This is a genomic window from Paraburkholderia bannensis NBRC 103871 (assembly GCF_000685015.1).
Lineage (GTDB): Bacteria > Pseudomonadota > Gammaproteobacteria > Burkholderiales > Burkholderiaceae > Paraburkholderia > Paraburkholderia bannensis.
Genome location: NZ_BAYA01000003.1, coordinates 190,485 through 214,163, shown reverse-complemented (window position 1 = coordinate 214,163; position 23,679 = coordinate 190,485). Strand labels below are relative to the sequence as shown.

The following is a 23,679-nucleotide window of genomic DNA, read 5'->3' as shown; positions in this document are numbered from 1 at the left end:
CGTAGTGAGCCTTCGACTTCGGATGCGCGGCGCTCAGAGCGTCAGGACGAGGCTTTCACCAGCTTCACGATGGTCGGTGCGCCATTCACGTTTTCCACGCGCACCTTGACCTTCTCGCCCGGATGCGCGCCCAGTACGATCGCGGCGTCCTTTGCCTTATAGGCCATCGTCATCGCGGGCATGCCGATGTTGGCGAGTTCGCCATGCTTGAGCGTCACCATGCCCGATGCTGCATCGACCTTGACGACTTCCGCGTTGCTCAAGGCCGTGTCCGATGCCGGCTTCGATGACGATGGTTTCATCTGCATGTTCATGGCACCCATGTCGTCGCCTGCGAGCGCATACGAAGCGTAGGCGCCGGTTGCGCAAGCAAGCAGAACGGGGATGAGGAAGCGCTTCATTGAGTTTCTCCTGGGGTGAGGGAAGGCACTTGCGTGCCGGAAGGTACTGCGTGGGATGAAAGGGTTGGGTGCGCCTGGGCGAGCCTGCGCGCGCGCCGGCGTTGCAGCAGGTACCAGGCGGCGGGAATGACGAACATGGACAGCAGCGGTGCCGTGACCATGCCGCCGACCATGGGCGCTGCGATGCGCTGCATGACTTCCGATCCGGAGCCGTGGCCGGTCATGATCGGAAGGAGCCCGGCCAGCACGACCGCGACCGTCATCGCCTTGGGCCGCACGCGCAGCACGGCGCCTTCGCGGATCGCGTCCACGAGCGTGGCTTCGTCAAGTGGCGCGCCTTCGGCCAGACGGCGATCGAGCGCGCTCTTGAGGTAGAGCAGCATGACCACGCCGAACTCGGCGGCCACGCCCGCAAGCGCGATAAAGCCCACCGAAGTGGCCACCGAGACCGCATGGCCGAGCGCCCAGATCAGCCAGAAGCCGCCGACCAGCGCGAACGGCACCGTCGACATCAGCAGGGCCGCGTCGGCCGCCGAATTGAAGGTCAGGAAGAGCAGCAGGAAGATCACCGCGAGCGTGACCGGCACCACCATGCGCAGCTTCGCGGCAGCGCGTTCGAGGTACTCGAACTGCCCCGACCAGGCGATCGAATAACCGGGCGGCAACGTCACCTTCTGCGCGACCGCGCGCTGCATCGCCTTGACCGCCGATTGCAGGTCGACGTTGCGGATATCGACATAGACGTAGCCGGACAGGCGCGCATTCTCGCTGCGGATCATCGGCGGCCCGTCGTCGATCTGGATGCGGGCGACGTCGCCCAGCACGATCTGCGCGCCGCGCTCGGTCACGATCGGCAACTGGCGGAGGTTGTCCACCGAATCGCGGATCTCGCGCGGGTAGCGCACGTTGATCGGGAAGCGCTCGCGCCCCGCGATGACTTCGCCGACATCGTCGCCACCCACCGCCGACGCTACGACCGACTGGATATCGGCCACCGACAGGCCATAGCGCGCCGCCGCGAGCCGGTCGATGTCCACGTCGATGTAGTGGCCGCCGTTCAGCCGCTCGGCCAGCGCCGAGGTGACGCCCGGCACGGTCTCGACCGCGGCTTCCACCTGCGTCGCGATGCGATCGATGCCGCCCAGTTCCGGGCCGGAAATCTTCACGCCCACCGGCGTCTTGATGCCCGTCGAGAGCATGTCGAGCCGGTTGCGGATCGGCGGCACCCAGACGTTCGAGAGGCCGGGAACCTTCACGCGCGCATCGAGTTCGTCGACCAGCTTCTGCGGCGTCATGCCGGGCCGCCACTGGCTGCGCGGCTTGAACTGGATCGTGGTCTCGAACATTTCGAGCGGCGCGGGATCGGTAGCGCTATCCGCGCGGCCCGACTTGCCGAAGACCGTCGCCACCTCCGGGACGGTCTTGATGAGCCGGTCGGTCTGCTGCAACAGCTCGGCCGCCTTGTCCGCCGAAATCCCGGGCAGGGCGGTCGGCATATACAGCAGGTCGCCTTCGTCGATCAGCGGCATGAATTCCTCGCCGAGCCGCGACACGGGTATCGCCGTGAGCGCCAGGGCGCAGGCGGCGAGGCCGATCACGAACCAGGGTCGACGCAGCGTCGCTTCAAGCAGCGGACGATAGGCGCGTACCAGCACCCGGCTGATCGGATTGGACGCCTCGCGCGGAATGCGCCCACGGATCAGATAGCCCATCAGGACGGGCACCAGCGTCACCGACAGCCCGGCAGCAGCGGCAATCGTGTAGGTCTTCGTGAACGCGAGCGGCGAGAACAGCTTGCCTTCCTGCCCTTCGAGCGAGAACACAGGAATGAAGGAGAGCGTGATGATCAGCAGCGAGAAGAACAGCGCCGGGCCGACCTCCGCGGCGGCCTGGGCGATCAGTTCCCAGCGCTGCGCCGCCGTGATCGGCGTATCGGGATGCTCGTGCTCGAACGCCTCGATGTGCTTGTGGGCGTTCTCGATCATCACGATGGCCGCGTCGATCATGGCGCCAATGGCGATGGCGATGCCGCCGAGCGACATCAGGTTCGCGTTCACGCCCTGGTAGCGCATCACGATGAATGCGGCGAGCACGCCGAGCGGCAGCGACAGGATCGCGACGAACGCGCTGCGCAGATGGAACAGGAACACGGCGCAGACCAGGCCGACCACGATGAACTCTTCGACGAGCTTGTCGGTCAGGTTGCCGACCGCGCGTTCGATCAGTTGCGAGCGGTCGTAGGTCGTGACGACCTCGACGCCGGGCGGCAGCGAGCGCTTCAGGTCGGCGAGTCTCGCCTTGACCGCGTCGATCGTCGTCAGCGCATTCTTGCCGGAGCGCATCACGATGACGCCGCCCGCGACTTCGCCCTGGCCGTTCAGCTCGGCAATGCCGCGGCGCATCTGCGGGCCGATCTGGATGCGCGCGACGTCGCCGAGCAGGACGGGGGTTCCCGCCGCGTTCGTGCGCAGCACGATGTGTCGGAAATCGTCGAGCGTTTTCAGGTAGCCGGACGAGCGCACCATGTATTCCGATTCGGCCAGCTCGACGACCGAGCCGCCCGATTCCTGGTTCGCATTCCTGATGGCCTGCGAGACGGCCTGCGGCGTGATGCCGTAGGCGCGCAGCCGGTCTGGATCGAGCACGACCTGGTATTGCTGCACCATGCCGCCGATACTCGCGACTTCGGACACGTTGGGGACGGCTTTCAGCTCGAACTTCAGGAACCAGTCGTTGAGCGCACGCAACTGTCCGAGATCGTGCTGGCCGGTCTTGTCGACGAGTGCATATTCGTAGATCCAGCCCACGCCGGTCGCGTCGGGGCCGAGCGAGACTGTCGCGCCCGGCGGCAAGCGGCTTTGCACCTGGTTCAGGTACTCGAGCACGCGCGAGCGCGCCCAGTACGGATCCGTCTTGTCGTCGAACAGCACGTAGACGAAGGCGTCGCCGAACGACGAATACGCGCGGATCGTGGTGGCGCCAGGCACGCCGAGCAGTGTCGTCGTGAGCGGATAGGTGACCTGGTCTTCGACCACCTGGGGCGCCTTGCCTGGGTACGAGGCCTTGACGATTACCTGGGTATCCGAAAGATCTGGCAACGCGTCCAGCGGCGTGTGCTGCACCGAATACACGCCCCATGCCGTGAGCAGCACCGTGGCGAGCAGGACAAGAAGGCGGTTGCGGATCGACCAGCGAATCAGGCGCGCGATCATGGCTGGTCTCCCAGCGGCTCGACCTTTGTGAGCTGGTAGCCGCTGTCGGTTTGCCGGAACGCGAAGCGCACGGTTTCGCCCGTATGGATATCGGCGAAGGCGTCCGCGGAGGGCTTGCCGAACGCCATGGTCATCGCGCTCCAGTGCAGCGCAGGCACCGGCTGGTGCGAGAGCGTGATGGTCTCCGGCGTGATTTGCTCGATTTTTCCGGTCGTTTCGTAACCTGGTGCGGTGCTCGATGCGGCGCTTGAGGCGGCTTCTGCTCTGCTGGCCCCGAGACGCGGCAGCACCGATTTCAGGCTCGCCTCTGAATCGATCAGGAACTGGCCCGATGCGACGACCTGCTGGCCCTCGGTCAGTCCGGAGACGATCACCGTATTGCTGCCCGCATCGCGTCCGATCGCGACCTCAACGGGGCGCATCTGTCCGTCGTCGCCGCGCACGATGACGAGCGAGCGCTTGCCTGTCGTGATGACCGCTTCCGACGGAACTACGAGTTGCGTCGACGGCGACGCGGAACTCACGCGCACGCGCATCAGCATGCCGGGCGTGAGCTTGCCCTGGGCGTTGTCGATCTCCAGGCGCGCCTGGAGCGTGCGGCTGTCCGCGCTGATGCCCGGCAGGATTTCCCGGATGCGGCCGCTGAAATGCTGGGTGCCGTCCGCGGCGGCGGTCGCATCGACGCTCATGCCGGGCCGCGCCTGCAAGGCCAGCGACTCGGGAATTTCGACGATCAGCCAGAGTGTCGTGAGGCCCGTGATCTTCGCGATGGTCTGGCCGGGCGTGACCATCGCGCCTTCGCGCACGTTCAATTCGCTCAGCACGCCGGTTTCGGCTGCGGTGAGCGTGAGGTGCGTCTGCACCTGGCCGGTGCGATCGAGCGCGGCGACCAGCGCATCGGGAATCGAAAGCGCTTTCATGCGCGCACGCGCCGCCGCGAGCAGCGACGCGTCCATGCCGGAGCGCCGCAGCGCGAGGTACTCCTCCTGCGGCGCGAGCCAGTCAGGCACATAGAGCGATGCGACCGGCGCGCCTTTCGCGATGTGCTGCAAGGGCGCGTTTGCTTCGAGCCGGTCGATGTAACCGGTCACGCGCGACTGCACGACATCGGCGCTCGATTCGTCGAATTGCGTCGTGCCGATCGCATCGAAGCCGTCAGGGGCGTTCACGCGTTGCACCGTCGCGTAGCGCACGCCGAGGTTCTGTTGCAGCGTCGGGTCGATCTTGATGCCATCCGGGCCGGCCGCGTCGGCGTAGACCGGCTGGAGCTGCATGTCCATGAAAGGCGACTTGCCGGGTTTGTCGAAATGCTGGTTAGGCACCATCGGGTCGTGCCAGTAGAGCACCTTGCGGGCGGCGCCTGTATCGCTGTGTTCGGCGCTTGCCGATGTTGCAGGCGACGCATGGCGGCTGCCGGCCACATAGCCTGTGCCGAGCAGCGTCGCACCGGCGGCGAGCGCCGCCACGGCGCGAACGAGGGGTTTCGGGTTCATGGTTGTTCTCACGGATTGGCGGCGAGTGCGGGCGGCACGACCTGGTATTCGAGTTGCGCCCAGGTGAGCGCAACTTCGCGTTGCAGATCGAGCACCTGGAGTTGCGCGTCGAGTTGCGCGCGTCGGGCGGCGAAGGTCTCGGCGAGCGAGCCCGTTCCTGCGCGGTACGCGGCAACGGCGAGATCCACGCGGGCGTCGGCGGCCGGCAGGAGGGCGCCCTGCAAACCGGCAATGCGCTCGCGGCCGCTGGCCAGCGTCGTCGCCAGGGTCTGGATATCGGCTTCGACCTGGCGCTGCGTGTCCTCGTAGGTCAGGCGCGCCCTGGTGGCCAGATCGGCTTTGCCTGCGATGTCGCGATCCTCGACGCTCGAACGGTGGATCGGCAGTGGAATGCTCACGCCCACGGACACGAAGCGCGAGTTGCCGCCGCCTTGCAGATACGAGACGTTCCACGTCCAGTTGGGGCTGCGGCGGCTGGCGGATACGGCTTCATCTGCGTCCGCGACATGGATGTCCGCGGCCGCTGCGATCAGCGCGGGTTCGACGCTGCGCAGCTGCTCGACGGGCAACGTGGCGACGGCCGACTGCAGGGCGGGCGGGTCGCCCGCGACATCCGCCACGGGGACGGCAGTCCAGCGCGACAGCGCGATGAGCGAGGTCTGGAAACGCTGGCGGGCCTTGAGCAGGTCGTCGTTGGCCTGCGCGCGCATCAGCCGGGCCTGGGTGACGTCGGTTGCCGTCGCTTTCGCGCCGCGATACGAGGCCTCGGTCGCGGCCAGTTCGTGCGACATGTGCTCGACCAGCGCCTCGCGCAGCGTGACGGCGCGCTTCGCATAAGTGACGTCGAGCCATGCGCTGGCGGTGCGCTCGCGCACTTCGGCAAGCTGGGCGAGATAGCCGGACTGCTCGCGCTCGGCCATCTTGCCGGCGAGGTCGGACTGAAGCGCGCGCTTGCGCGAGGACACCCATTCCTGCTCCACGCCGACGCGGCGCATCGTCAGGATGTTCTGCCCGATCGTAAAGGCCTGATTGCCGTTGATGGGCAGCGTGTCGATGCCCGCCGTCAGCTTCGGATTGGGTAGCTGGCCTGCGCTGACGATGGATTGCGTGCTGGCCTCGACGGAAGCCTGGGCGGCCTGGATGGCGGTGTTGCGCGTGGTCGCGCTTTCCAGCGCGGCTTCGAGCGTCAAGGCCGGGGGATAGGCCACGGCATTGGCCACGGTAGAGGCCACGGTAGAGGCCGGGGTCTGCGCATAAGCGGCCAGGCCGTGCGCGAGCGACAGCGCGAGCACGAGCGCGCGCGGCCGCAGCCTGCCGCGCCGGTATGCCGGCACGGCTTTGACTGGTTGCATGTTGAACTCCGTTGGGTCGAGCCCGTGCCTGCCGTCAAATGGCTGATGCGGCCGGTGAAGGCCTATGAATCGGCAGGAGGGCTCACGCCCCGCGTTGGGGCGACATCACCGCCAGTTGGCGGCGTACCGGATGGGCGGAGTCAGAGCGCGCGAGGCGGGCGCCACAAGCCGTCGGGGCTGCGGGCGGGGCAAGCCTGCGTGTAGTGGAAGCGCAGTTCGCTGACGCGTCCTGCGGGACGCGAAACAACGGGGAGGGAAACCGGGTGGTAGAGGCTGCCGGCCTGGCATTGGGCCGTCATCTTGCAGAGCGTGCCGGCGGACTTGCCGTGGCCGGTGGCCGGGGATTTCATGGCGTCGCAGCCGGGCATGGCCTGCATGCCGGTGTCTGCGGTATCGGTGCTCGAAACCATTGACGTCTGCATCGGACACGGCCCGGCCAGACCGCTGGCTGCCAGCCCGGAGAGGGGCAGCATCGCGCACAGCAGCAGAACGAGGAGTGTCCGGAACCATTTCATCGGGAGCCAGTATAGCCGACGATCCAGGCGTTTTGCGCTGCAAGGTGGGGGCTGGCGACGATCGCGTCAGGGCGGCCAGAAATGCGAAACCCGGCAAGGATGCCGGGTTCGTTCATGCGCAGGCTCTTGATCAGCACTCGCCTTTCTTGGCGTGTCCGGGCGGGCAGTGCCAACCCTTATCGTGATGGTGGTGCCTTTCCCACTCGTCGCGCTGCCAGTAGCGGTGGCCGTCCCAATAGCGGTCGCCATGCCAGCCCGGCGTCACAACGACGGCGGCAGGCTGGGGGGCGACGACAACGGGCGCTCCCACGTTGATGCCCACGTTGACATCGGTCGCATGCGCTGCACCAGTCAGTCCGAGTGCGACGGTTGCGAGCGCCAACCGTGCCAATACCTGTTTCTTCATCGAGTAGTTCTCCCTGAATTGCGTGTGTTGGAGCCGGATTTTGCTGAACGACGAACGATACCCAAAAGCAGGTTGCCTCGCTCGAAAGTTGCATGCCGGGTTTGCCCGTCTGCTGACCCGAGTCGGAAACAACGCAGACGCGACTTCACACTCCGTCCTCGCGAGGCGTCGAATCGAGCGGCGCGCCGCGTCCGATTTTCGCCATGCGCCGGGCCTTCTCGTTGAGGATCTGGTGGCGGCGGTGGTCGGTCATCTTTTTCCAGCCGCGCGCTTCCTCGCGTGTGCGCAGGCAGCCGGTGCAAAAACCGGTCTTGCCGTCGAAGGCACAGAGTTCGATGCAGGGAGACTTGACTGCCATGGCCTTACTTGAAGTAGCTGTGCACGACTTCGATCAGCTGCTCGGTGCCGCTGCCGTGCTCGTCGGCAGGCTCTGCATCGACGAGGTGCGTGCGGATATGGTCTTCGAGCACCACGGCGAGCAGACCGTTCATCGCGCCACGGCTGCTCGTGATGAGCTGCAGCACGTCCATGCAGCCACGTTCGTCTTCGAGCGCGCGCTCGATGGCTTCGACCTGGCCTTTGATCCGGCGTACGCGGTTGAGCAACTTCTGTTTATCGCGAATCGTGTGACTCATGCCTGATCCCGGTGGAGTGAATGTCCGGGCCCGAGGCCCGCAATTGCAAAGTCGAAGATGTTAACCGCATTCCGCTCGAATCCGCATCTCAATCGACGATGCCGCCACGCCGGCGCGCTGTCCGCCGCTCAGGCCGCAAGCGCGGCGATGCCCTGATAGCCGACGAACAGGCCGACAAGCATGATCAGCGCGCCGGAGAAGTACGGCGCCTTGCGCGCGAAATCGCCGAAGCCGCCCCATTTTTTCGACACATGTTTCACGCTCAGCGCGGCGAGGGTGCCGGAGGCCACCATCGTGAGCGCAAGGCCGATGCTGAAGCACAGCACGAGCGACGCGCCCAGCGCGAACCGCTTGAGTTGCAGGCACAGCAAGAGCACGGTGATGGATGCCGGGCAGGGAACGAGGCCACCGGTGAGGCCGAACATGACGATCTGGCCGGTGCTGACGTCGCGATTGGCGAAGCGGCGGCGAATATCGTTCGCGTGAGCGCGCTCATGGGCATCCTGATATCCGGTCGATGCGATATCGAGGCCCGAATGATCGTGCGTGTGCCCATGCTCGTGGTCGTGGTCGTGGTCGTGATCGTGATCGTGATGATCGTGGTCGTGATCGTGGTGATGCGAATGAGCGTGCCGATGCTCGCGCCAGGTGCGCCAGATCATCCACGCCGCGACGCCGACGATCAGCACGGCCGATGCCACCTGGAAATAGGGCTCGCTGGCCGTGGCATTCCAGTTCCGCCCGAAGTACATACCGGCCAGTGCGATTGCCCACACCACGGCGGTGTGCGAAAGCGTAGCCGACAGTCCCAGCAGAATGGCCTGCCCAACGGTGCCGCGAATCGCGACGATGAACGCGGCCATCATGGTCTTCGAATGGCCCGGCTCCAGGCCATGCAGCGCGCCCAGCAGGATCGCGCTGGGGATGAACAGCCACGCACTGGATGCGCCTTGTGAAAGAAGGGTGGAGAAGTCCGTCATGCTGTTTTCCTTGTTCCTTGCGTGAGTCCGCGTGGACTGTGTACGTCGCGTCGATGCTGCGTATGAGATAGGGGGGTATACTATACGAAATAGGGTGAGGGGGTATACTAAATTCTCGTCGCGATGGAAACGACGGGATCGCCAGGCGCATGACTCCGACTAGCTTGTTAGCATTCCGAAAAGTATTGGGCGAAGATCGATGCGGTCGCGGTCGCGGTCGCGGTCGCGGTCGCGGTCAGGTCTGGCGACGCGAGTGATCGCCGGGCTGCGCCGCATGGAAGCTGGCGCAGCCGGACAATCATGGTGCTTCTGGAGGGAGAGGTCGAAACTCGAAAGCGAGAAAGGTCAAGGCAAGAGCAAGGCGGCTTGCCGCATCAACGTAGGCTTGATTCGCTAAAGACTCACGCACCGAAATCCCGCGTAGACATACTGATATCTCGGCTGAAACCAGTTTCGGAATGTCGGCCGCAACATGCAGGCCGCGGTGCGCGAGGATCCGCCTTTCATCGCGTAGTGCTGCCCGTCGAAGAAGTTCGCCGAATATCCTTCGTAAAACGGAAACGCCTCGAAGCCAGGCAGCGGCCCAAATACCGTCGACGTCCATTCCCAGCCATTTCCGTACAGTCCTTCGACGCCCCAGGTGCTCGCGCTGTCCGGCGACGCGTCCACGGCCACCGGGTTCCAGTTGCGGAAATCGAAGTTATCCGTTGCGCAAGGCAATGCGCCATGCGCCGCGCGCTGCCACTCGGCTTCGCTGGGCAGGCGGGCGCCACGCCAGCGGGCGAATGCGGTCGCTTCGGCGTGGCTTACATAGACGGGCCACGACAGCGGCAGCGGAATGTCTTCGAACATCGTCCGCAGGCGCCATGATCCGTCCTCGTCGCGTATCCAGAAGACCGGGTGCTCGATGCCTTCGGCTTCCTTCCACGCCCAGTTGGCCTCGTCCCACAATGCCTTGCGCCGATAGCCGCCATCGGCGACAAAATCGAGGAAAGCGCCGTTGGAAACCATATAGCGGTCGATCTCGAACGCCGGCACTTCGACCTGCTGCTCGCCGAACTCATTGTCCCAACCGAAGATTCCGCGTTCGCGCGTCATGCCCAGTTCGGTGCGTCCGGCCGGCACGCTCACCATTGCAGGCTTCGCGGCGTAGAGATGATCGGCAAGTTCCCGGCTGCCCTCAGGCGCCAGTTTTTGCGCGAACGGCAACTGGTGGAGCATGTAGGCGAGCGTTTCCACATGCATGAGGCGGTGCTCGATCGCCACATTGAGGAGCTGGGCCGGCGTGTCGTGCTGCGGCGCGTCAGGCGGCAAGTCGAGCGCGGCGAGCTGTTCGTCGATGCGCAGGCGGGCGTCGCGCGCGTAATCGCGCACTTCCGTCATGCCCGGCCAGTCGGCGGGCGTGTCGGTGGGAAGCTGGCCATCGATGGGATCGATGCCGAAGGCGAACAGCTGGTCGAGCCTGGCATTGGCCGACGGAATCTGGAACAGGCGCTGGTCGAGCAGGTTACGGTCGAATGCTTCGAGATGGCCGATATAGAACACGATCCGGTTGCGCTCGCGAATCGGGCGTTCGTACAGGAACTCGGGCCTGACGATATCGAAGAGGGCGTCGCTGGCGGCGCGGGCTTGAGCGAGCCGGGCGGCGAGCGTTGGCGTGAGCGGGAGCTGCATTGCGGCGAGTCTCCATACAGAGCGGTGTGTTTGAGAATGTAACCGCTGCGCAGGAGTTGTGCCAACGCGCCTTCATCTGCAAAAGCGAACGCGCCGCCAGGAGAGGCGGCGCGCTGCACAAGGTCGGGGATGCGCCTTAGAGGTGGCGCAGGCCTTCGAGATCGATGATCCGGATGAGCTTGCCCTGGGCGTCGATCAGGCCACGCTTTTGAAATCTTGACAGGGTACGGCTGACCGTTTCGAGCGTCATGCCGAGGTAGCTGCCCATGTCCTCGCGCGTCATGCGCAGGTTGAATTCTGCGTACGAGTAGCCGCGCTGGCCGTTGCGTTCGGACACGTCGAGCAGGAAGGCCGCGACGCGCTCGTCGGCGGACAGCGAGCCGAGCACCATCATCTGCGACGATTCGCGGATCAACTGGTCGCTCATGAGCCGGTGCAGGCGATCCTGCATCGCGCCGGTTTCGCGGCACATGTGCTTGAGCGCCGAGTAGGGGATGATGCACACGGAACTGTCCTCAAGCGCCACGGAACTCCAGGTGTGGAAATCGGTGCTGATGCCATCGATGCCCAGCGGGTCGCCCGCGAGGCGCAGTCCCGTGACCTGCTCGCGGCCGTCGCGATGGGCCATGACCGTCTTGAGCGAGCCGGAACGCACGGCGTAGAGCGTATCGAACGCGTCGCCCGCGCGATAGAGCGACTCGCCGCGGCGCACGCTGCGCGCATTGCAGATCAGCGCTTCGAGTTTCGGCAGGTCGTCAGGCGCCAGGCCCTGCGGCATGCACAGATGCCGCATTGCGCAACTCGAACAGCGCGCCGTGGTGCGCGGACTGGCGGTGGGGGTGCGGCCGGAGCGGCGCACGGTGGTGTGAGTAACGACGGTCGGGGTCAGCATCGGCTTGCTCCTGTAATCGGTTTCGGAGCATTCTTGACCTGGTTTAAATCTTAAAAACGGCGGCAAAACGCCGCGCTTTTGAGATGCCGCCGCTTGCGCCTTGTCAGAAGCCGCTTTCGCGGAAAATGATCAGGCGCAAGTGGGTGACGAAAGGCGCGAATCGGCGGCTTATCTTTTTATTCCGCTTCCGTTGCGGCGATGCCGGCGGCGGTCGGGATCAGCAGCACGGGCAGCGTCGACTGGCGCACGCAGCGCTCGGCCACGCTGCCGAGGATCAGGCGCTGAAAACCGCGTCGTCCATGCGTGCCCATTACGATCAGGTCGGCGCCCTGCGCTTTTGCGGCGCTGAGCACGAGCGAGGGGACATCGTCCAGCGAGGAAGCTTCGCCCGTCACCATGGCGCCTTGCACGCCCCGTTCGCGCATCGCCTTGTCCATGTCCTCGGCGAGTTCGTTGCCCTGGGCGATCATCTGGTTGCGCAGGATCGACGGATCGTAGCCCGGCGCGTCGAAATACATCGGCGTGTTTTCGACGACGTAGAACGGCTGGAGCGTCGAGCCCATCGCTTTCGCCAGGTCAAGCGCGGCTTCGAACGCGCGGCGCGACGTTTCACTGCCGTCGACCGCGACCAGAATACGTTTGTACATGGAACCTCCGCTAGGGTTGAACGGGGATGCGCACCGCTGGAGCGTGCGCTGGCGGCCTTGCCCGGCCAGAATCGATCTCTGCTGAGCTTAAAGGATCGGCTGAAAAGATGCAGTGCCGCTGTATGAAATGTGGAAGACAGCTGAAGGAGATCAAGCGGGCTGTGTCGGAGGGCCACGTTCATTTTCTGACGGAATAAAATGTCAGATTGCCTTGAAGGTCGTGGCGCCCGCTACGAGGCAGATCGATTTAGTCCGGTTGCGTCAGCAACGTCTGGCCGTTATCGTTGCGTCTCTTTCGCATACCCGCGCCGCAGCAATCCTACCCGTGACTTCTACCCATTCCCCCTTGCCGTTTCGCGACGCGCTGCTGGCCATGCTTGGCATCGGCCTCGTCAACATGCTGGTCGCCCTCGACCAGACCGTCGTCAGCACCGCTTTGCCGTCTATCGTCGCCGAACTGCACGGTTTCCAGTATTACGCATGGATCGCGAGCGCCTATTTGCTGGCCTCGGTCGTGACGGTGCCGGTGTTCGGCCGGCTGGGCGACTATTTTGGGCGCAAGCGTTTTGTGCTGGCGGCCGTGATCGTGTTCACGGTGGCTTCGGTGCTGTGCGGACTCGCGACCGACATGCGTTTCCTGGCGGCGGCGCGCGCGTTGCAGGGTGTGGGCGGCGGGATGATGGTGGGCACCGCATTCGCCTCGATTCCCGATCTTTTCCCGGATCCGCGTGCGCGCGTGCGCTGGCAGGTGGTGATGGCGGCGGCGTACGGCATCGGCACGGCGGCGGGGCCCTCGCTGGGCGGCTGGCTGTCCGAGCATTTCGGCTGGCGCTCGACCTTCATGGTGAATCTGCCGGTGGGTGCGCTGGCGCTGTACTTCATCTGGGCGCATCTGCCCACGTATCGGCCCGCGCGCACGGGCGAAGTGCGCATCGACTGGACGGGCGCGGTGCTCGTCGCGCTCGTGCTGGGCGGCTTTCAGACCGTCATCGAAGCGGTGCCGAAGGACGGGCTCACGACCGGCAATCTCGTGCTGATCGTGCTGGTCGCCATTGGCGCAGCGGCCTTGCTGATCTGCGAGCGGCGCGCCACGCACCCGATCATTCCGCTTGATCTATTTCGCGATCCGCAACTCGTCACGCTGTTCACCCTGTCGACGCTGTCCGGCTTCGTCATGTTTTCGCTGATCTTCTTTGCGCCGCTGTTGCTGCAAGGCGGCTTCGGGCTGTCGCCGCAGGAGGCCGGTCTGCTGGCGACGCCGATCGCGGCGTGTATCGCTCTGGGCAGTCTCGTCAACACGCGGATCGTGATCCACCTGAAAAAGCCGACGGCCATTCTGAGCGTCGGCTTTGGGCTGCTGGTGGCGGCTTCGGTGGGGCTGGCGTTCACGACGCGCGGGACTGCTTATATATGGCTCGAACTCTCGATGGCCGCGGTGGGCGTCGGGTTGGGTTTTATCCTCAACAACCTGAATATCTTCGGGCAGGAGATTGCCGGGCGCGAGCGCTTCGGCATTACCACGGCGCTGCTGCAATCGACGCGCATGGTGGGCGGCATGCTCGGCACGAGCATCGTGGCGACGATCGTGAATGATCGCTATGCGGCGGGTATCGGCGATGCGCTTGCGGTACTGGGGGCGCCCGGCGCCGCGCGCTGGCAACCGCAACTGTCGGATCCGCGCGTCCTGATCGATCCTGCGCTGCGCGACGGCCTGACGCTCCATATGAAGCAAGCGGGGCTCGACGGCGCGGCGCTGATCGAAGCGGTGCGGCACGTGCTGGTGGACGCCATTCACCTGGGCATCGGCTTGACGGGGTTTGCCGCACTGGTTGCGGCATTGTGCGTACGGCGCATTTCGCACATCCGGTTCAGCCGCGCCGCCGCGCCTGCACCGGCTGAATCCGAATAACTGTCGTTTTTATTTCACTTGTCATCCGTGTAAGCGATCCGCCCGCTGCGGTGGTTTCGGCCACCTTTGGCACAATTCGTCAGACAAAAGTGTAAGCTAGCTGACGGGTGCCGCGGATCGCGACACGAAAGACAAGCTCGCTGCCGCCGCATCCGGCGGCGTCACGCGGCGTCAAGCAGCGTCGGCCATCTGGCCGAACAGCGCGTTGCGCGTTTGCGTGCTCACGGCAATTTCCAGTGCGACGGCGTTTTCCACGCCGATACGAACCGGCGCGCCAAGGCGTCCAACCTCGATCCCTGTGCGGCGCAGCATGCGCTCGATCGGCGTCGTCGTGACCGTGACATAGCGCGAGATCCCCATGCGGTCGGCAAACCAGACCAGCGAATGGATCGCGCGCATCGTCACGTCCGCAAAACCGAAAGCGTGTTCATTGCTGGATTCGATGGCAAAGCGGCTGAGTTCCCAGATGTTGCGCCCCGTTGGCGCATCTTTGCCATGTAGAAGCTGCGGAAAGGTGTCGCGCAGCATGTTGGGGCCCTCGGTGGGCATGAGACGCCAGCAGCCCCGCACCTTGCCGCCTCCATCCTGGATCAGCATGTAATGGGGCCCGAGCGCGTCGTACCCGTCGATTTCCATGCCGGCAATGGTGGGAATGTCCCAGCCCATGCGGTCGCGGAAGACCCGCGCACGCAGCCGGTACATCTCGTTGATGTCCTCGTTGTCGAATTCCTGACGCAGTCCGATCCGAATCGCAGCTTGCATGACAACTCTCCCTTTTTGGTGTGGAGGGGGCAGCGGTATGGATCGAAAGCTATGCGTATTGGATATAAAAAAACACCTATCCAGATAGGTAGGTGCGGAGGGAGGGGCATGTCTGGAGAATGGCTGTGCGGCGTCACTCAACAGGCATATCTGACAGCGAGATACAAAATGGAACTTCTGGACAATCAATGGCAGGCGGGCACGAACTCCCTTCACAATGCAGGGGACCTCTCGTCGGTAATCGACCGTGTCCTGATCATCGCGTATCGGAAAAAGAAGAAGGAGAGCCAGCGCCGTTTCTGGGCGCGGTTTGGCGTGACGCAGTCGCGCGGTAGCCGTTTTGAATCGGGCGCGGAAATTCCGCCGCCGGTTTCGATTCTGCTGGGGCTTTACTTCAACAAGACGATTTCCGACGGCGATCTGGGCCGTGCCGAGCGCGTGCTACGCCGCCCGGACGTGCCGTCGTCGATGATGATGCTTAGCCCGGGTCAATAAGACCCATCTGGGTTGCAATCACGGCCGCCGCGCGCCGTGAATTCACGCCGAACTTCCCGCGAATGTTCTTCATGTGGAAGTTCACGACTGCTTCGGAGCAGTTGAGAATGTGCGAAATCTCCCAGGTGGACTTGCCAAGGGCAGTCCACTTGAGGCATTCCTTCTCGCGCGGCGTAAGTTTGGGAATCATCGACTGAGCGTGATCGCTCAGATGGCGCTGGCTGGTGTCCAGCACCAGATCGCGCAGCAGCACCAGATTTGGCAGCGCCCGGTTGACGTCCTGCCAGAACGAGTCCGACGGACTCGCATCATTCACGAAGCACAGCATGCCCGCCTCCTGGCGCGGGCCATGGATCGGCAGGGTAATACCTGCCGCAGGCCATGGGAACGGGCTTCTTCATACATCGTTTGCTGCTGCTCGGTAGCAAACAATTCCGGCGACCAGATCAGCGGGGACGACCGCGTTGTGCAATGCGCAACGGTCGGGTCGAAATACGCCATGTTGTGGTCGTTATAGGACTGCCGCCAGGCGGACGAGTAATTCGTGCGGATAAACGCGTCTTCTAGCCGCATGCCCGGGCGCGGCAGGATCGCCAGCATGACCTGGCCGAAACCCCACGAACTGGCGAGCTGAGACACCGCGTCGAACCACGCCGAATCCTCGGGTGCTTCGAGCACGGAAGACATCTGCTCAATGAAATGTAGAGGCACGTCAAGACTCTCCATCGGCGGTGGGCCAGACCGCAGGCGTCGCACGGGCGAAATGCTGCTGCCCTTGCTAGCCTCGCTTCTTATGATGTAACAATTTATCACTAAATTCTGCAATGATCGTTTTTATCCCCCAGAGCCACGGGTTTTGCGCCAGGGATTTGCCCGGCCTCTGGGGAAGTCCCTGACGCGAAATCGGTCGTTTGTGAACAAAAGTGCCGATTTCGGGGGCTCTGCGACCGCTTACATCCGCCGAAGACGGAAATGCATTGCCGCTTTCATTACCGATTTCGCAAATCGCTAAATCGTAATTGGCAATAATTGTTAAGGCCCAAATCGGCTTAGCGGAACAAGTGGTCAAAATCGCCGCGTGCATTTTTTTGCACGCGGCGATTTTGTTATTCAATACGCATAAAATTTCGACATTCGAAATCTTTTCGCGGTAAACGCAACACACCCGTATGACGAAATGTGGCTGTCATACGGGTGCATTGAGGGTGCATTGGAGGGCCAGGCGCAATCGTGCGGCAATGCATCAATTTTTGCGGTGCAACTCGAAGATGCGGGTGGGGCGCAGATGATTCATCGCGTAGTGCAGCCGCCCCGGGCTGCGCCGCTGCACCGGCACGCCGGAATCGGCTAGCTGACCTTCCAGCTCATAGGGCATTTCGGGCGCGGTCATCCCCAGGTCGACTGCCTCGAAATTCGTTTGCGGCGCAAACGGCATGCGATGCGCAAGACCGCGGCTGTCGAAGCCAGCCAGACCGTCGGCGCTTTCAGGCACGCTGTTGTCGAGCGACGCATTGCTCGTGGTGACCTCGTCCGGGCCGATTGGACTCGCACCAGCAAGACGCGCGGCTTCCCGGTTCTTGCCATCGGTGTCGACGGTACTGTCATGAGTGCGGTCGTTGTGCGATTCCGCGCTGCGCGGTGAGGCGGTTGAGGCAGGCATGGCCGCTGGGCGACGGGTGCCATCGGAAGGAGCCATAGTCATGTCCTCCATGAAAATGACGACAAGAAAGTGTCTGCTGGAACCTCTTACCCGACGCCGCGCAAGAGGCGTTCCAGTGCGCCTGCTGCAAAGCCAAAAAAACGGCGGAAATGCAAGCCCGGCCGCCAGGAAAACGCTTCCAGCCGCCGCGGATTTTTTTCGTTGGATCGCCGTATTTCCTCGGAGTATGATCCTCTTTCAACGAGTTGGCGCGCTTTAGATAGACGGCCCCTAAAGGGCCGCGCTGTGGCTTTGCCGCACGATCCTGTACGCGCCTACGAAAACGGACAAGGCAGTCAGGGGCGGACGAGACACATGCACTTCGACGCTGCATTCACGCATCGCGGTTACTTGCTCAATTGCGCGCCGGCGCGCGCTGGCGACGGCACGTATCAACCCTATGTGGTGATCTCGCGCTCGAGCGACGGCGAACTGGTCGCCAACCGTTTTTTCCCCGCCGAGCTGCGCTTTCCCGACGAGGCCGCCGCCATCGCCCATGCGCGCGACTGGGCCGTGCGCTGGATCGACGCGAGCAGCGTCACGCTCTGACTCCGCCAGGCCGGCCAAAGGTGCCTTCGGCGAACTCTCCTGAAAAGCGGTAACCTCTGGGGTCGATACACTCTCATGTGACGCGCATGCGCCGCGTCGCAGCATCACCATGTCAAATGCCGATTTCCCCAACTGGGGGCTCGAACAGATCGTCGCCGATCTGCGCGCGTCGCGCGAAGAACGCCATCGCACGCGCCATCCCCTCGGCATTCGCGAGCTGCCTTCGCGCGAAGCCGTCGTCAACATCGTGGCGGGCCTGCGCGCCGCGCTCTTCCCGACGCACTACGGCGCACCCGATCTCACCGACGAAAGCGTCGATTACTACGTCGGCCATACGCTCGAAAGCACGCTGCGCCTGCTCGCCGAGCAGATCCGCCGCGCGCTGCGCTTTCTGCCCGAGAACGCCGACGCCAGCGACGATGTCCTGCGCGCACGCGCCTTCGAGGTCGCGCGCGAATTCGGCCATCAACTGCCGGATATCCGCGCGCTGCTGGTGAGCGATATTCAGGCGGCTTTCACGGGCGACCCGGCCGCGCAGCACATCACCGAAATCCTGCTCTGCTACCCGGGCGTCTGGGCGATGACGCATCATCGGCTCGCGCATGCGTTGCACCGGCTGGGCGTGCCTCTGCTCGCACGCTTCATCAACGAGATCGCGCATTCGGCGACGGGCATCGACATTCACCCCGGCGCGCAGATCGCGTCGAGCTTCTTCATCGATCACGGCACCGGCGTCGTGATCGGCGAAACGGCGATCATCGGCGAGCGTGTGCGCGTCTATCAGGCGGTCACGCTGGGCGCGAAGAGCTTTGCGGCCGATCTGGACGGCACGCTCGTGAAGGGCAATGCGCGCCATCCGATCGTCGAAGACGATGTGGTGATTTACGCGGGCGCGACGATTCTGGGCCGCGTGACGATCGGGCGTGGATCGGTGATTGGCGGGAACGTGTGGCTCACGCACAGCGTGCCGCCGGGCAGCAGCGTGCGGCAGGGCAAGATCCGCGAGATCGAGCGCGGCAACGAAGCGCCCTGAAAGAAAACCCCTTGTTTTAAAGGGTCGCGCGGGACGTTGCCGAGGCAGCGTCCCGCGCGTGTCTGCTGTTTCCGTTCTGAAAAGCGCAGTGAAAATCAGGTATTCGGCACGCTCATCACGCCGGGGCTGCCGACGATCGAGAGAAACTCGCGCCGCGTCGAAGGATCGCTGCGGAAGGTGCCGAGCATGCGCGACGTCACCATCGTCACGCCCGCCTTGTGCACGCCGCGCGTGGACATGCACTGGTGCGCCGCTTCGAGGATCACGCCCACGCCTTTGGGCTGAAGCACTTCGTTGAGCGTGTCGGCGATCTGCGCCGTCATCTTTTCCTGGATCTGCAGGCGCTTGGCGAAGGCGTCGACGAGGCGCGCCAGCTTCGAGATCCCCACCACGCGATGCTCGGGCAGATAGGCCACGTGCGCGCGGCCGATGATCGGCACCATATGGTGTTCGCAGTAGCTCTCGAAACGGATGTCCTTCAGCACGATCATCTCGTCGTAACCGTCGACTTCCGAGAACGTGCGCGACAGGATTTCGCGCGGATCGTGCTCATAGCCCGCGAAGAATTCTTCATAGGCGCGCACGACGCGCGCGGGCGTATCGAGCAGTCCTTCGCGCGAGGGGTCGTCGCCGGCCCAGCGCAGCAGCACACGCACGGCATCTTCCGCCTCTGCGCGCGAGGGGCGCTCGACGCTCGCGGGCGCCGCGGCGATAGTGGTCTTCGACTTACGTTTCTTCGTCTTTTCTGCGTTCTTTTCGTCGCTCATGCATCGGCTCCTGTCAGGTGGGCCACGCCGCTGCGACGCGCACCACGAACGCGCATTGTTCCATGATTCGCGCGCGTCCGCGCAGCTTCACTGCGCGCTCACCTTATTTGGGCTTACAGGCGCCTCGTCGGGCCTCGCCGGGCCTATTTGGGCCATTCATCCATCGCATCGTTGAACAGCTCCGCGACGACGCTGCGCAGCCACGCGCCGCGCGGCGTATTGTGAAACTTGCGATGCCAGTGCTGCTTGAGATCGAAGCGCGGCAAGGGCAGGGGCGGCTCCACGAGCGTGATCGACGCGTGCTCGGATACATAGGCGAAGCCGATCGCGTGCGGCACCGTCGCGATCAGGTCGGTGCGCGTGAGAATGAACGGCAGGCTCATGAAGTGAGGCGTTTCCAGCACCGCGCGGCGGCGCAGGCGGTTCTTCTCCAGATAATGTTCAAGCACTTCCTGGCTGCGGCCTTCGGCGCGCACGACCGCGTGGCCGAGCGAGAGGAACTGTTCCGTCGTCATCTTCTTGCCCGCGAGTGGGTGGCCGCTACGCATCAGGCAGATGAAGCGGTGCGTGAAGAGGCGCTGCTGGAAGAAGTTGTTGCCGCCCAGATCGGGGAAGAAACCCACGGCCAGATCGACGTCGCCCGATTCCAGCCCGCGCTCGACCTGGTTGGGCGGCAGCGAAACCGAGCGCAGATTCGCATTGGGCGCGCGCATCGCGAAGAGTTGCAGCAGTCGCGGCAAGAACACGATTTCGCCGACATCGGACAGCGCAATCGAGAACGTATGCGTGCTGGTGGCCGGATCGAAGTCCTGCGCTTCGAGCATGCCTTTCTCGATGCGCACAAGCGCGTCGCGCGCGGCCGGGATCAGGCCGAGCGCACGCGGCGTCGGCTCCATGCCGCGCGAGGTGCGCACGAACAGCGGATCGCCGAAATACTCGCGCAGCTTGCCGAGTGCCGTGCTCACGCGGGGCTGGCTGACGCCTAGCCGTTCGGCTGCGCGGCTCACGTTGCGCGTCTCTTCCATCGCGACGAGATAGGGGATCAGGTTCAGGTCGAGGTCTTGCATGGAGCGGCCGGACGGAAAGCGACGGAGAAAAGACGGGCAGGAGCACTATGCCGAAACGGGATAAACCATAGTCGACGAATCCAGATTCCGGATATTGGGGTATGTGCGCAGAGACGGCCGCATCGGGTTGACCCCGCCTTGACAAGCGCACATTCACACTCCGATAATGCGCTGGACGTTCGCTAAACGAATCAGTGTTCGTATATAGAACTTTTCGCGATCGAGTGGCGCGGGCTTTCCGCGAGGCGCATCGCTTTCAGGAACAGGCATGATCAACAAGATTTTTGATTCGCTTCAAGCCGCCGTCGCCGGCATCCAGGACGGCGCCACGGTCATGATCGGCGGCTTCGGCACGGCCGGCATGCCGGCGGAACTGATCGACGCGCTGATCGCGCAAGGCTCGAAAGAGCTGACGATCGTGAACAACAACGCCGGCAACGGCGACACGGGCCTGGCCGCGCTGCTCAAGGCGAAGCGGGTGCGCAAGATCATCTGCTCGTTCCCGCGCCAGACCGACTCGTACGTGTTCGACGGCCTCTATCGCGCCGGCGAAGTCGAGCTCGAACTCGTGCCGCAAGGCAACCTGGCCGAGCGCATCCGCGCGGCGGGCGCCGGTATCGGCGGTTTCTTCACGCCCACGGGCTACGGCACGAAGCTGGCCGAAGGCAAGGAAACGCGCCTGATCGACGGCCGCCACTATGTGCTGGAAGCGCCGCTGCACGCCGACTTCGCGCTCATCAAGGCGTACAAGGGCGATCGCTGGGGCAATCTGGTCTATCGTAAAACGGCGCGCAACTTCGGCCCGATCATGGCAAGCGCGGCGAAGGTCGCCATCGCCCAGGTCTCGGAAGTCGTCGAACTCGGCGCACTGGATCCCGAAAACATCGTGACGCCGGGCATTTTCGTGCAGCGCGTCGTTGAAGTGCCGCAGGCCGCGCATCAAGCGCTGCAAGCCGGTCAGGCCGCCTGACGCTACGGAGTTAAGCAATGAAACGGTTGAATCGCGACGAAATGGCTCAACGCGTGGCTCAGGATATTCCTGAGGGCGCCTATGTGAATCTCGGCATTGGCGTGCCGACGCTGGTGGCCAACCACCTCGATCCGAGCAAGGAAATCTTCCTGCACAGCGAGAACGGTCTGCTCGGCATGGGCCCGGCACCGGCCCCCGGCGAAGAAGACGACGAACTCATCAACGCAGGCAAGCAGCACGTCACGCTGCTCACCGGCGGCGCGTTCTTCCATCACGCGGACTCGTTCGCGATGATGCGCGGCGGCCACCTCGACTACTGCGTGCTGGGCGCGTTCCAGGTGTCGGTGAAGGGCGACCTCGCGAACTGGCACACCGGCGCACCCGATGCGATCCCGGCAGTCGGCGGCGCGATGGATCTCGCGCTGGGCGCGAAGCAGGTCTTCGTGATGATGGAACTGCTCACGAAGCAGGGCGAGAGCAAGCTCGTGAGCGAGTGCTCGTACCCGGTGACGGGCGTGGGCTGCGTGGGCCGCATCTACACTGACCTCGCGGCTTTCGACGTCACGCCGGAAGGCCTCGAAGTGCGCGAGATCTATTCGGATATCGACTTCGACGCGCTGCAGAAGCTCGCAGGCGTGCCGCTGATCGACGCGACGCAGAACCGCCGCGCGGCATAAACTACCGCAACGCGCTCTACTCGCATGTGACTTCAGCGTGGCGCGGCGTCTGGCGGCAATCGTCGCCGGGCGTCGCGCCATCTGCATTTGTGCCCGCGCGAAACCCGCGCAGTGCGCATCCAGACTTTTTTCATATCGATCCATGATTGAACGCCTCACGAGCCTGATCTGCGGCACCGAGCCGATGAACGCCGTCTGGTCGCCCGACGCCACGCTGCAGCGCATGCTCGACGTGGAAGCGGCGCTGGCGCGCGCCTCGGCGATTCATGGCGTGATTCCGCACAGCGCCGTGGCCGCCATCGTGGCGACCTGCAAGGCCGACAAGCTCGATGCCGAAGCGCTTGCGCGCGACGCCGCGCTTGGCGGCAACCTGGCGATTCCGCTCGTCAAGCAATTGACGGCGCGCGTGAAGGACGCCGACCCCGAAGCCGCGAAATACGTGCACTGGGGCGCGACGAGCCAGGACATCATCGATACGGCCACGGTGCTGCAACTGCGCGATGCGCTGGTGCTGATCGAAGGCGGTCTCGACGCGACCTGCGCGAAGCTCGCCGATCTCGCGCGTGCGCATCGTGCGACGCCCGCTGTGGGCCGCACGTGGCTCCAGCAAGCGCTGCCGATCACGCTCGGCCTGAAGTTCGCGCAGTGGCTCGACACGCTGCTGCGCCATCGCGAACGCCTGGCTGCGCTGCGCGAACGCGCGCTGGTGCTGCAATTCGGCGGCGCGGCGGGCACGCTCGCGAGCCTGCGCGACGCCGCTGCAAACGTCAGCGCCGAACTCGCCAAAGACCTTGGCCTTGCGCAGACCGCGCTGCCGTGGCACACGCAGCGCGACCGTATCGCGGAAGCCGCGTCGTTCTTCGGCATGCTGATCGGCACGCTCGGCAAGATCGCGCGCGATATTTCGCTGCAAATGCAGACCGAAATCGGCGAACTGGGCGAGCCGGCCGCAGCAGGCAAGGGCGGTTCCTCGACCATGCCGCACAAGCGCAATCCGGTGGGCTGCGCCGCGGTGCTGACCGCCGCCACGCGCGCCCCGGGCCTCGTCGCCACGGTGTTCGCGGGCATGGTGCAGGAGCACGAACGCGCGCTCGGCGGCTGGCAGGCCGAATGGGACGCGCTGCCCGAACTCGCGCGTCTCGCGGGCGGCGCGCTCGCGCAGATCGAACAGATCGCGGGCGGCCTCGAAGTGCGGCCCGAACGTCTCGCGGCCAACCTCGACGTCACGCACGGCCTGATTCTTGGCGAGGCCGTGATGCTCGCCCTGGGCGACCGCATCGGCCGCCTCGACGCGCATCATCTCGTTGAGCGCGCATCGAAATCGGCGGTGCAGTCGGGCCGCACGCTTTACGACGTGCTGGCGGCCGAACCCGCCGTCACGCAACACCTGGACGACGCGCGCCTGAAGGCGCTGCTCGATCCCGCCAATTACGTGGGCGAGGCGCACGCCTTTGTCGACGCGGTGCTCGCGCTGTACGAGGCATCCGCGGCATCCGTGCAGCGCACGCCTCATTCTTCATCGCAGACTCATCAGGAGTAACCGC

Annotated in this window: 25 protein-coding genes and 1 pseudogene; 7 read left to right on the top strand and 19 right to left on the bottom strand. The window is 64.4% G+C overall.

From position 1 onward, the window contains the following. Nucleotides 1-41: 41 nt before the first annotated feature. From BBA01S_RS04250 to BBA01S_RS04190, 13 genes are all read right to left on the bottom strand, one after another. Nucleotides 42-401 (bottom strand): copper-binding protein, encoded by a 360-nt coding sequence (locus tag BBA01S_RS04250; protein ID WP_027815345.1) that lies wholly within the window; start codon nt 399-401, stop codon nt 42-44. Then, nucleotides 398-3,613: an efflux RND transporter permease subunit gene (locus BBA01S_RS04245; RefSeq protein WP_027815344.1), complete on the bottom strand. Its 3,216-nt coding sequence runs from the start codon at nt 3,611-3,613 to the stop codon at nt 398-400. The genes BBA01S_RS04250 and BBA01S_RS04245 overlap by 4 nt, the downstream gene beginning before the upstream one ends. Beyond that, nucleotides 3,610-5,106, bottom strand: a complete 1,497-nt coding sequence (locus tag BBA01S_RS04240; protein WP_027815343.1) for an efflux RND transporter periplasmic adaptor subunit — start codon at nt 5,104-5,106, stop codon at nt 3,610-3,612. The genes BBA01S_RS04245 and BBA01S_RS04240 overlap by 4 nt, the downstream gene beginning before the upstream one ends. Before the next feature lie 8 nt (nt 5,107-5,114). Beyond that, a complete protein-coding gene (locus tag BBA01S_RS04235; RefSeq protein ID WP_042295928.1) occupies nt 5,115-6,458 on the bottom strand; it encodes a TolC family protein in 1,344 nt (447 codons plus the stop codon). A 140-nt stretch (nt 6,459-6,598) separates the two neighbouring features. After that, on the bottom strand, nt 6,599-6,973 hold the full coding sequence (locus tag BBA01S_RS04230) for a hypothetical protein (RefSeq protein WP_027815341.1): 375 nt from the start codon (nt 6,971-6,973) through the stop codon (nt 6,599-6,601). Beyond that, the gene (locus BBA01S_RS46675) at nt 6,970-7,110 is read right to left on the bottom strand and encodes a hypothetical protein (RefSeq protein WP_156965863.1); all 141 of its coding nucleotides are present in this window, start codon (nt 7,108-7,110) and stop codon (nt 6,970-6,972) included. The genes BBA01S_RS04230 and BBA01S_RS46675 overlap by 4 nt, the downstream gene beginning before the upstream one ends. Beyond that, nucleotides 7,104-7,379, bottom strand: a complete 276-nt coding sequence (locus BBA01S_RS04225) for a hypothetical protein (protein ID WP_027815340.1) — start codon at nt 7,377-7,379, stop codon at nt 7,104-7,106. The genes BBA01S_RS46675 and BBA01S_RS04225 overlap by 7 nt, the downstream gene beginning before the upstream one ends. 145 nt (nt 7,380-7,524) lie before the next feature. After that, nucleotides 7,525-7,737, bottom strand: coding sequence for a DUF1289 domain-containing protein (locus tag BBA01S_RS04220; protein WP_027815339.1), 213 nt, complete (start codon nt 7,735-7,737; stop codon nt 7,525-7,527). A gap of 4 nt (nt 7,738-7,741) precedes the next feature. Continuing rightward, nucleotides 7,742-8,014, bottom strand: coding sequence for a metal/formaldehyde-sensitive transcriptional repressor (locus tag BBA01S_RS04215; protein ID WP_027815338.1), 273 nt, complete (start codon nt 8,012-8,014; stop codon nt 7,742-7,744). Between the two features lie 128 nt (nt 8,015-8,142). Continuing rightward, a complete protein-coding gene (locus tag BBA01S_RS04210; protein ID WP_027815337.1) occupies nt 8,143-8,994 on the bottom strand; it encodes a nickel/cobalt efflux transporter in 852 nt (283 codons plus the stop codon). Nucleotides 8,995-9,387: 393 nt separating this feature from the next. Then, a complete protein-coding gene (locus BBA01S_RS04200) occupies nt 9,388-10,668 on the bottom strand; it encodes an SUMF1/EgtB/PvdO family nonheme iron enzyme (RefSeq protein ID WP_027815336.1) in 1,281 nt (426 codons plus the stop codon). A 136-nt stretch (nt 10,669-10,804) separates the two neighbouring features. Then, the gene (locus tag BBA01S_RS04195; protein WP_084161809.1) at nt 10,805-11,560 is read right to left on the bottom strand and encodes a helix-turn-helix domain-containing protein; all 756 of its coding nucleotides are present in this window, start codon (nt 11,558-11,560) and stop codon (nt 10,805-10,807) included. 176 nt (nt 11,561-11,736) lie between these two features. Beyond that, the gene (locus BBA01S_RS04190) at nt 11,737-12,207 is read right to left on the bottom strand and encodes a universal stress protein (protein WP_027815334.1); all 471 of its coding nucleotides are present in this window, start codon (nt 12,205-12,207) and stop codon (nt 11,737-11,739) included. Between the two features lie 373 nt (nt 12,208-12,580). Here BBA01S_RS04190 and BBA01S_RS04185 point away from each other — a divergent pair, with 373 nt between their 5' ends. Then, entirely contained in the window at nt 12,581-14,116 is a 1,536-nt protein-coding gene (locus BBA01S_RS04185) for an MFS transporter (protein ID WP_027815333.1), read from the top strand. Between the two features lie 171 nt (nt 14,117-14,287). Here BBA01S_RS04185 and BBA01S_RS04180 read toward each other — a convergent pair whose 3' ends face one another. Beyond that, nucleotides 14,288-14,878, bottom strand: coding sequence for an acyl-homoserine-lactone synthase (locus BBA01S_RS04180; protein ID WP_027815332.1), 591 nt, complete (start codon nt 14,876-14,878; stop codon nt 14,288-14,290). A 168-nt stretch (nt 14,879-15,046) separates the two neighbouring features. On the opposite strand from BBA01S_RS04180, the gene BBA01S_RS39975 reads away from it, so the two are divergent. Beyond that, complete coding sequence (locus BBA01S_RS39975; protein ID WP_042295924.1) at nt 15,047-15,373, top strand: helix-turn-helix domain-containing protein; 327 nt, start codon at nt 15,047-15,049, stop codon at nt 15,371-15,373. Here the strand turns inward: BBA01S_RS39975 and BBA01S_RS48420 are convergent. From BBA01S_RS48420 to BBA01S_RS04160, 3 genes and pseudogenes are all read right to left on the bottom strand, one after another. Continuing rightward, nucleotides 15,357-16,060, bottom strand: a pseudogene (locus BBA01S_RS48420) (helix-turn-helix transcriptional regulator). The gene BBA01S_RS39975 and the pseudogene BBA01S_RS48420 overlap by 17 nt on opposite strands. A 91-nt stretch (nt 16,061-16,151) precedes the next feature. Continuing rightward, entirely contained in the window at nt 16,152-16,487 is a 336-nt protein-coding gene (locus tag BBA01S_RS46670; RefSeq protein ID WP_156965862.1) for a hypothetical protein, read from the bottom strand. A gap of 129 nt (nt 16,488-16,616) precedes the next feature. Next, nucleotides 16,617-17,033, bottom strand: a complete 417-nt coding sequence (locus tag BBA01S_RS04160; RefSeq protein WP_245641416.1) for a DUF3005 domain-containing protein — start codon at nt 17,031-17,033, stop codon at nt 16,617-16,619. A 354-nt stretch (nt 17,034-17,387) separates the two neighbouring features. Here BBA01S_RS04160 and BBA01S_RS04155 point away from each other — a divergent pair, with 354 nt between their 5' ends. Continuing rightward, on the top strand, nt 17,388-17,621 hold the full coding sequence (locus BBA01S_RS04155; RefSeq protein ID WP_027815329.1) for a hypothetical protein: 234 nt from the start codon (nt 17,388-17,390) through the stop codon (nt 17,619-17,621). A 109-nt stretch (nt 17,622-17,730) separates the two neighbouring features. Next, nucleotides 17,731-18,654 (top strand): serine O-acetyltransferase EpsC, encoded by a 924-nt coding sequence (epsC, locus tag BBA01S_RS04150; protein ID WP_027815328.1) that lies wholly within the window; start codon nt 17,731-17,733, stop codon nt 18,652-18,654. Nucleotides 18,655-18,749: 95 nt separating this feature from the next. On the opposite strand, the gene folE is transcribed toward epsC, so the two are convergent. Together folE and BBA01S_RS04140 are read right to left on the bottom strand one after the other, a co-directional pair. Beyond that, nucleotides 18,750-19,421: a GTP cyclohydrolase I FolE gene (gene folE, locus BBA01S_RS04145; protein WP_042295922.1), complete on the bottom strand. Its 672-nt coding sequence runs from the start codon at nt 19,419-19,421 to the stop codon at nt 18,750-18,752. 143 nt (nt 19,422-19,564) lie between these two features. Further along, nucleotides 19,565-20,488, bottom strand: a complete 924-nt coding sequence (locus BBA01S_RS04140; RefSeq protein WP_027815326.1) for a LysR family transcriptional regulator — start codon at nt 20,486-20,488, stop codon at nt 19,565-19,567. Nucleotides 20,489-20,756: 268 nt separating this feature from the next. Between BBA01S_RS04140 and BBA01S_RS04135 the strand changes: the two genes are divergently transcribed. The 3 genes from BBA01S_RS04135 (at nt 20,757) to BBA01S_RS04125 (ending at nt 23,675) form a co-directional block, all read left to right on the top strand. Next, complete coding sequence (locus BBA01S_RS04135; protein ID WP_027815325.1) at nt 20,757-21,458, top strand: 3-oxoacid CoA-transferase subunit A; 702 nt, start codon at nt 20,757-20,759, stop codon at nt 21,456-21,458. 17 nt (nt 21,459-21,475) lie between these two features. Continuing rightward, entirely contained in the window at nt 21,476-22,135 is a 660-nt protein-coding gene (locus tag BBA01S_RS04130; RefSeq protein ID WP_027815324.1) for a 3-oxoacid CoA-transferase subunit B, read from the top strand. 142 nt (nt 22,136-22,277) lie between these two features. Then, complete coding sequence (locus BBA01S_RS04125) at nt 22,278-23,675, top strand: 3-carboxy-cis,cis-muconate cycloisomerase (RefSeq protein WP_027815323.1); 1,398 nt, start codon at nt 22,278-22,280, stop codon at nt 23,673-23,675. Nucleotides 23,676-23,679 lie beyond the last annotated feature (4 nt).

Bases quoted from the DNA above. Each gene is read 5' to 3' on its own strand.
- BBA01S_RS04135 (WP_027815325.1), top strand. From the start codon at position 20,757: ATGATCAACAAGATTTTTGATTCGCTTCAAGCCGCCGTCGCCGGCATC.
- folE (WP_042295922.1), bottom strand. From the start codon at position 19,421: ATGAGCGACGAAAAGAACGCAGAAAAGACGAAGAAACGTAAGTCGAAG.
- BBA01S_RS04190 (WP_027815334.1), bottom strand. From the start codon at position 12,207: ATGTACAAACGTATTCTGGTCGCGGTCGACGGCAGTGAAACGTCGCGC.
- BBA01S_RS39975 (WP_042295924.1), top strand. From the start codon at position 15,047: ATGGAACTTCTGGACAATCAATGGCAGGCGGGCACGAACTCCCTTCAC.
- BBA01S_RS04155 (WP_027815329.1), top strand. From the start codon at position 17,388: ATGCACTTCGACGCTGCATTCACGCATCGCGGTTACTTGCTCAATTGC.
- BBA01S_RS04215 (WP_027815338.1), bottom strand. From the start codon at position 8,014: ATGAGTCACACGATTCGCGATAAACAGAAGTTGCTCAACCGCGTACGC.
- BBA01S_RS04235 (WP_042295928.1), bottom strand. From the start codon at position 6,458: ATGCAACCAGTCAAAGCCGTGCCGGCATACCGGCGCGGCAGGCTGCGG.
- BBA01S_RS04180 (WP_027815332.1), bottom strand. From the start codon at position 14,878: ATGCAAGCTGCGATTCGGATCGGACTGCGTCAGGAATTCGACAACGAG.
- BBA01S_RS04210 (WP_027815337.1), bottom strand. From the start codon at position 8,994: ATGACGGACTTCTCCACCCTTCTTTCACAAGGCGCATCCAGTGCGTGG.
- BBA01S_RS04140 (WP_027815326.1), bottom strand. From the start codon at position 20,488: ATGCAAGACCTCGACCTGAACCTGATCCCCTATCTCGTCGCGATGGAA.
- BBA01S_RS04230 (WP_027815341.1), bottom strand. From the start codon at position 6,973: ATGAAATGGTTCCGGACACTCCTCGTTCTGCTGCTGTGCGCGATGCTG.
- BBA01S_RS04245 (WP_027815344.1), bottom strand. From the start codon at position 3,613: ATGATCGCGCGCCTGATTCGCTGGTCGATCCGCAACCGCCTTCTTGTC.
- BBA01S_RS04240 (WP_027815343.1), bottom strand. From the start codon at position 5,106: ATGAACCCGAAACCCCTCGTTCGCGCCGTGGCGGCGCTCGCCGCCGGT.
- BBA01S_RS04200 (WP_027815336.1), bottom strand. From the start codon at position 10,668: ATGCAGCTCCCGCTCACGCCAACGCTCGCCGCCCGGCTCGCTCAAGCC.
- BBA01S_RS04250 (WP_027815345.1), bottom strand. From the start codon at position 401: ATGAAGCGCTTCCTCATCCCCGTTCTGCTTGCTTGCGCAACCGGCGCC.
- BBA01S_RS04225 (WP_027815340.1), bottom strand. From the start codon at position 7,379: ATGAAGAAACAGGTATTGGCACGGTTGGCGCTCGCAACCGTCGCACTC.
- BBA01S_RS04160 (WP_245641416.1), bottom strand. From the start codon at position 17,033: ATGCCTGCCTCAACCGCCTCACCGCGCAGCGCGGAATCGCACAACGAC.
- epsC (WP_027815328.1), top strand. From the start codon at position 17,731: ATGTCAAATGCCGATTTCCCCAACTGGGGGCTCGAACAGATCGTCGCC.
- BBA01S_RS04195 (WP_084161809.1), bottom strand. From the start codon at position 11,560: ATGCTGACCCCGACCGTCGTTACTCACACCACCGTGCGCCGCTCCGGC.
- BBA01S_RS04220 (WP_027815339.1), bottom strand. From the start codon at position 7,737: ATGGCAGTCAAGTCTCCCTGCATCGAACTCTGTGCCTTCGACGGCAAG.
- BBA01S_RS04125 (WP_027815323.1), top strand. From the start codon at position 22,278: ATGATTGAACGCCTCACGAGCCTGATCTGCGGCACCGAGCCGATGAAC.
- BBA01S_RS04130 (WP_027815324.1), top strand. From the start codon at position 21,476: ATGAAACGGTTGAATCGCGACGAAATGGCTCAACGCGTGGCTCAGGAT.
- BBA01S_RS04185 (WP_027815333.1), top strand. From the start codon at position 12,581: ATGCTTGGCATCGGCCTCGTCAACATGCTGGTCGCCCTCGACCAGACC.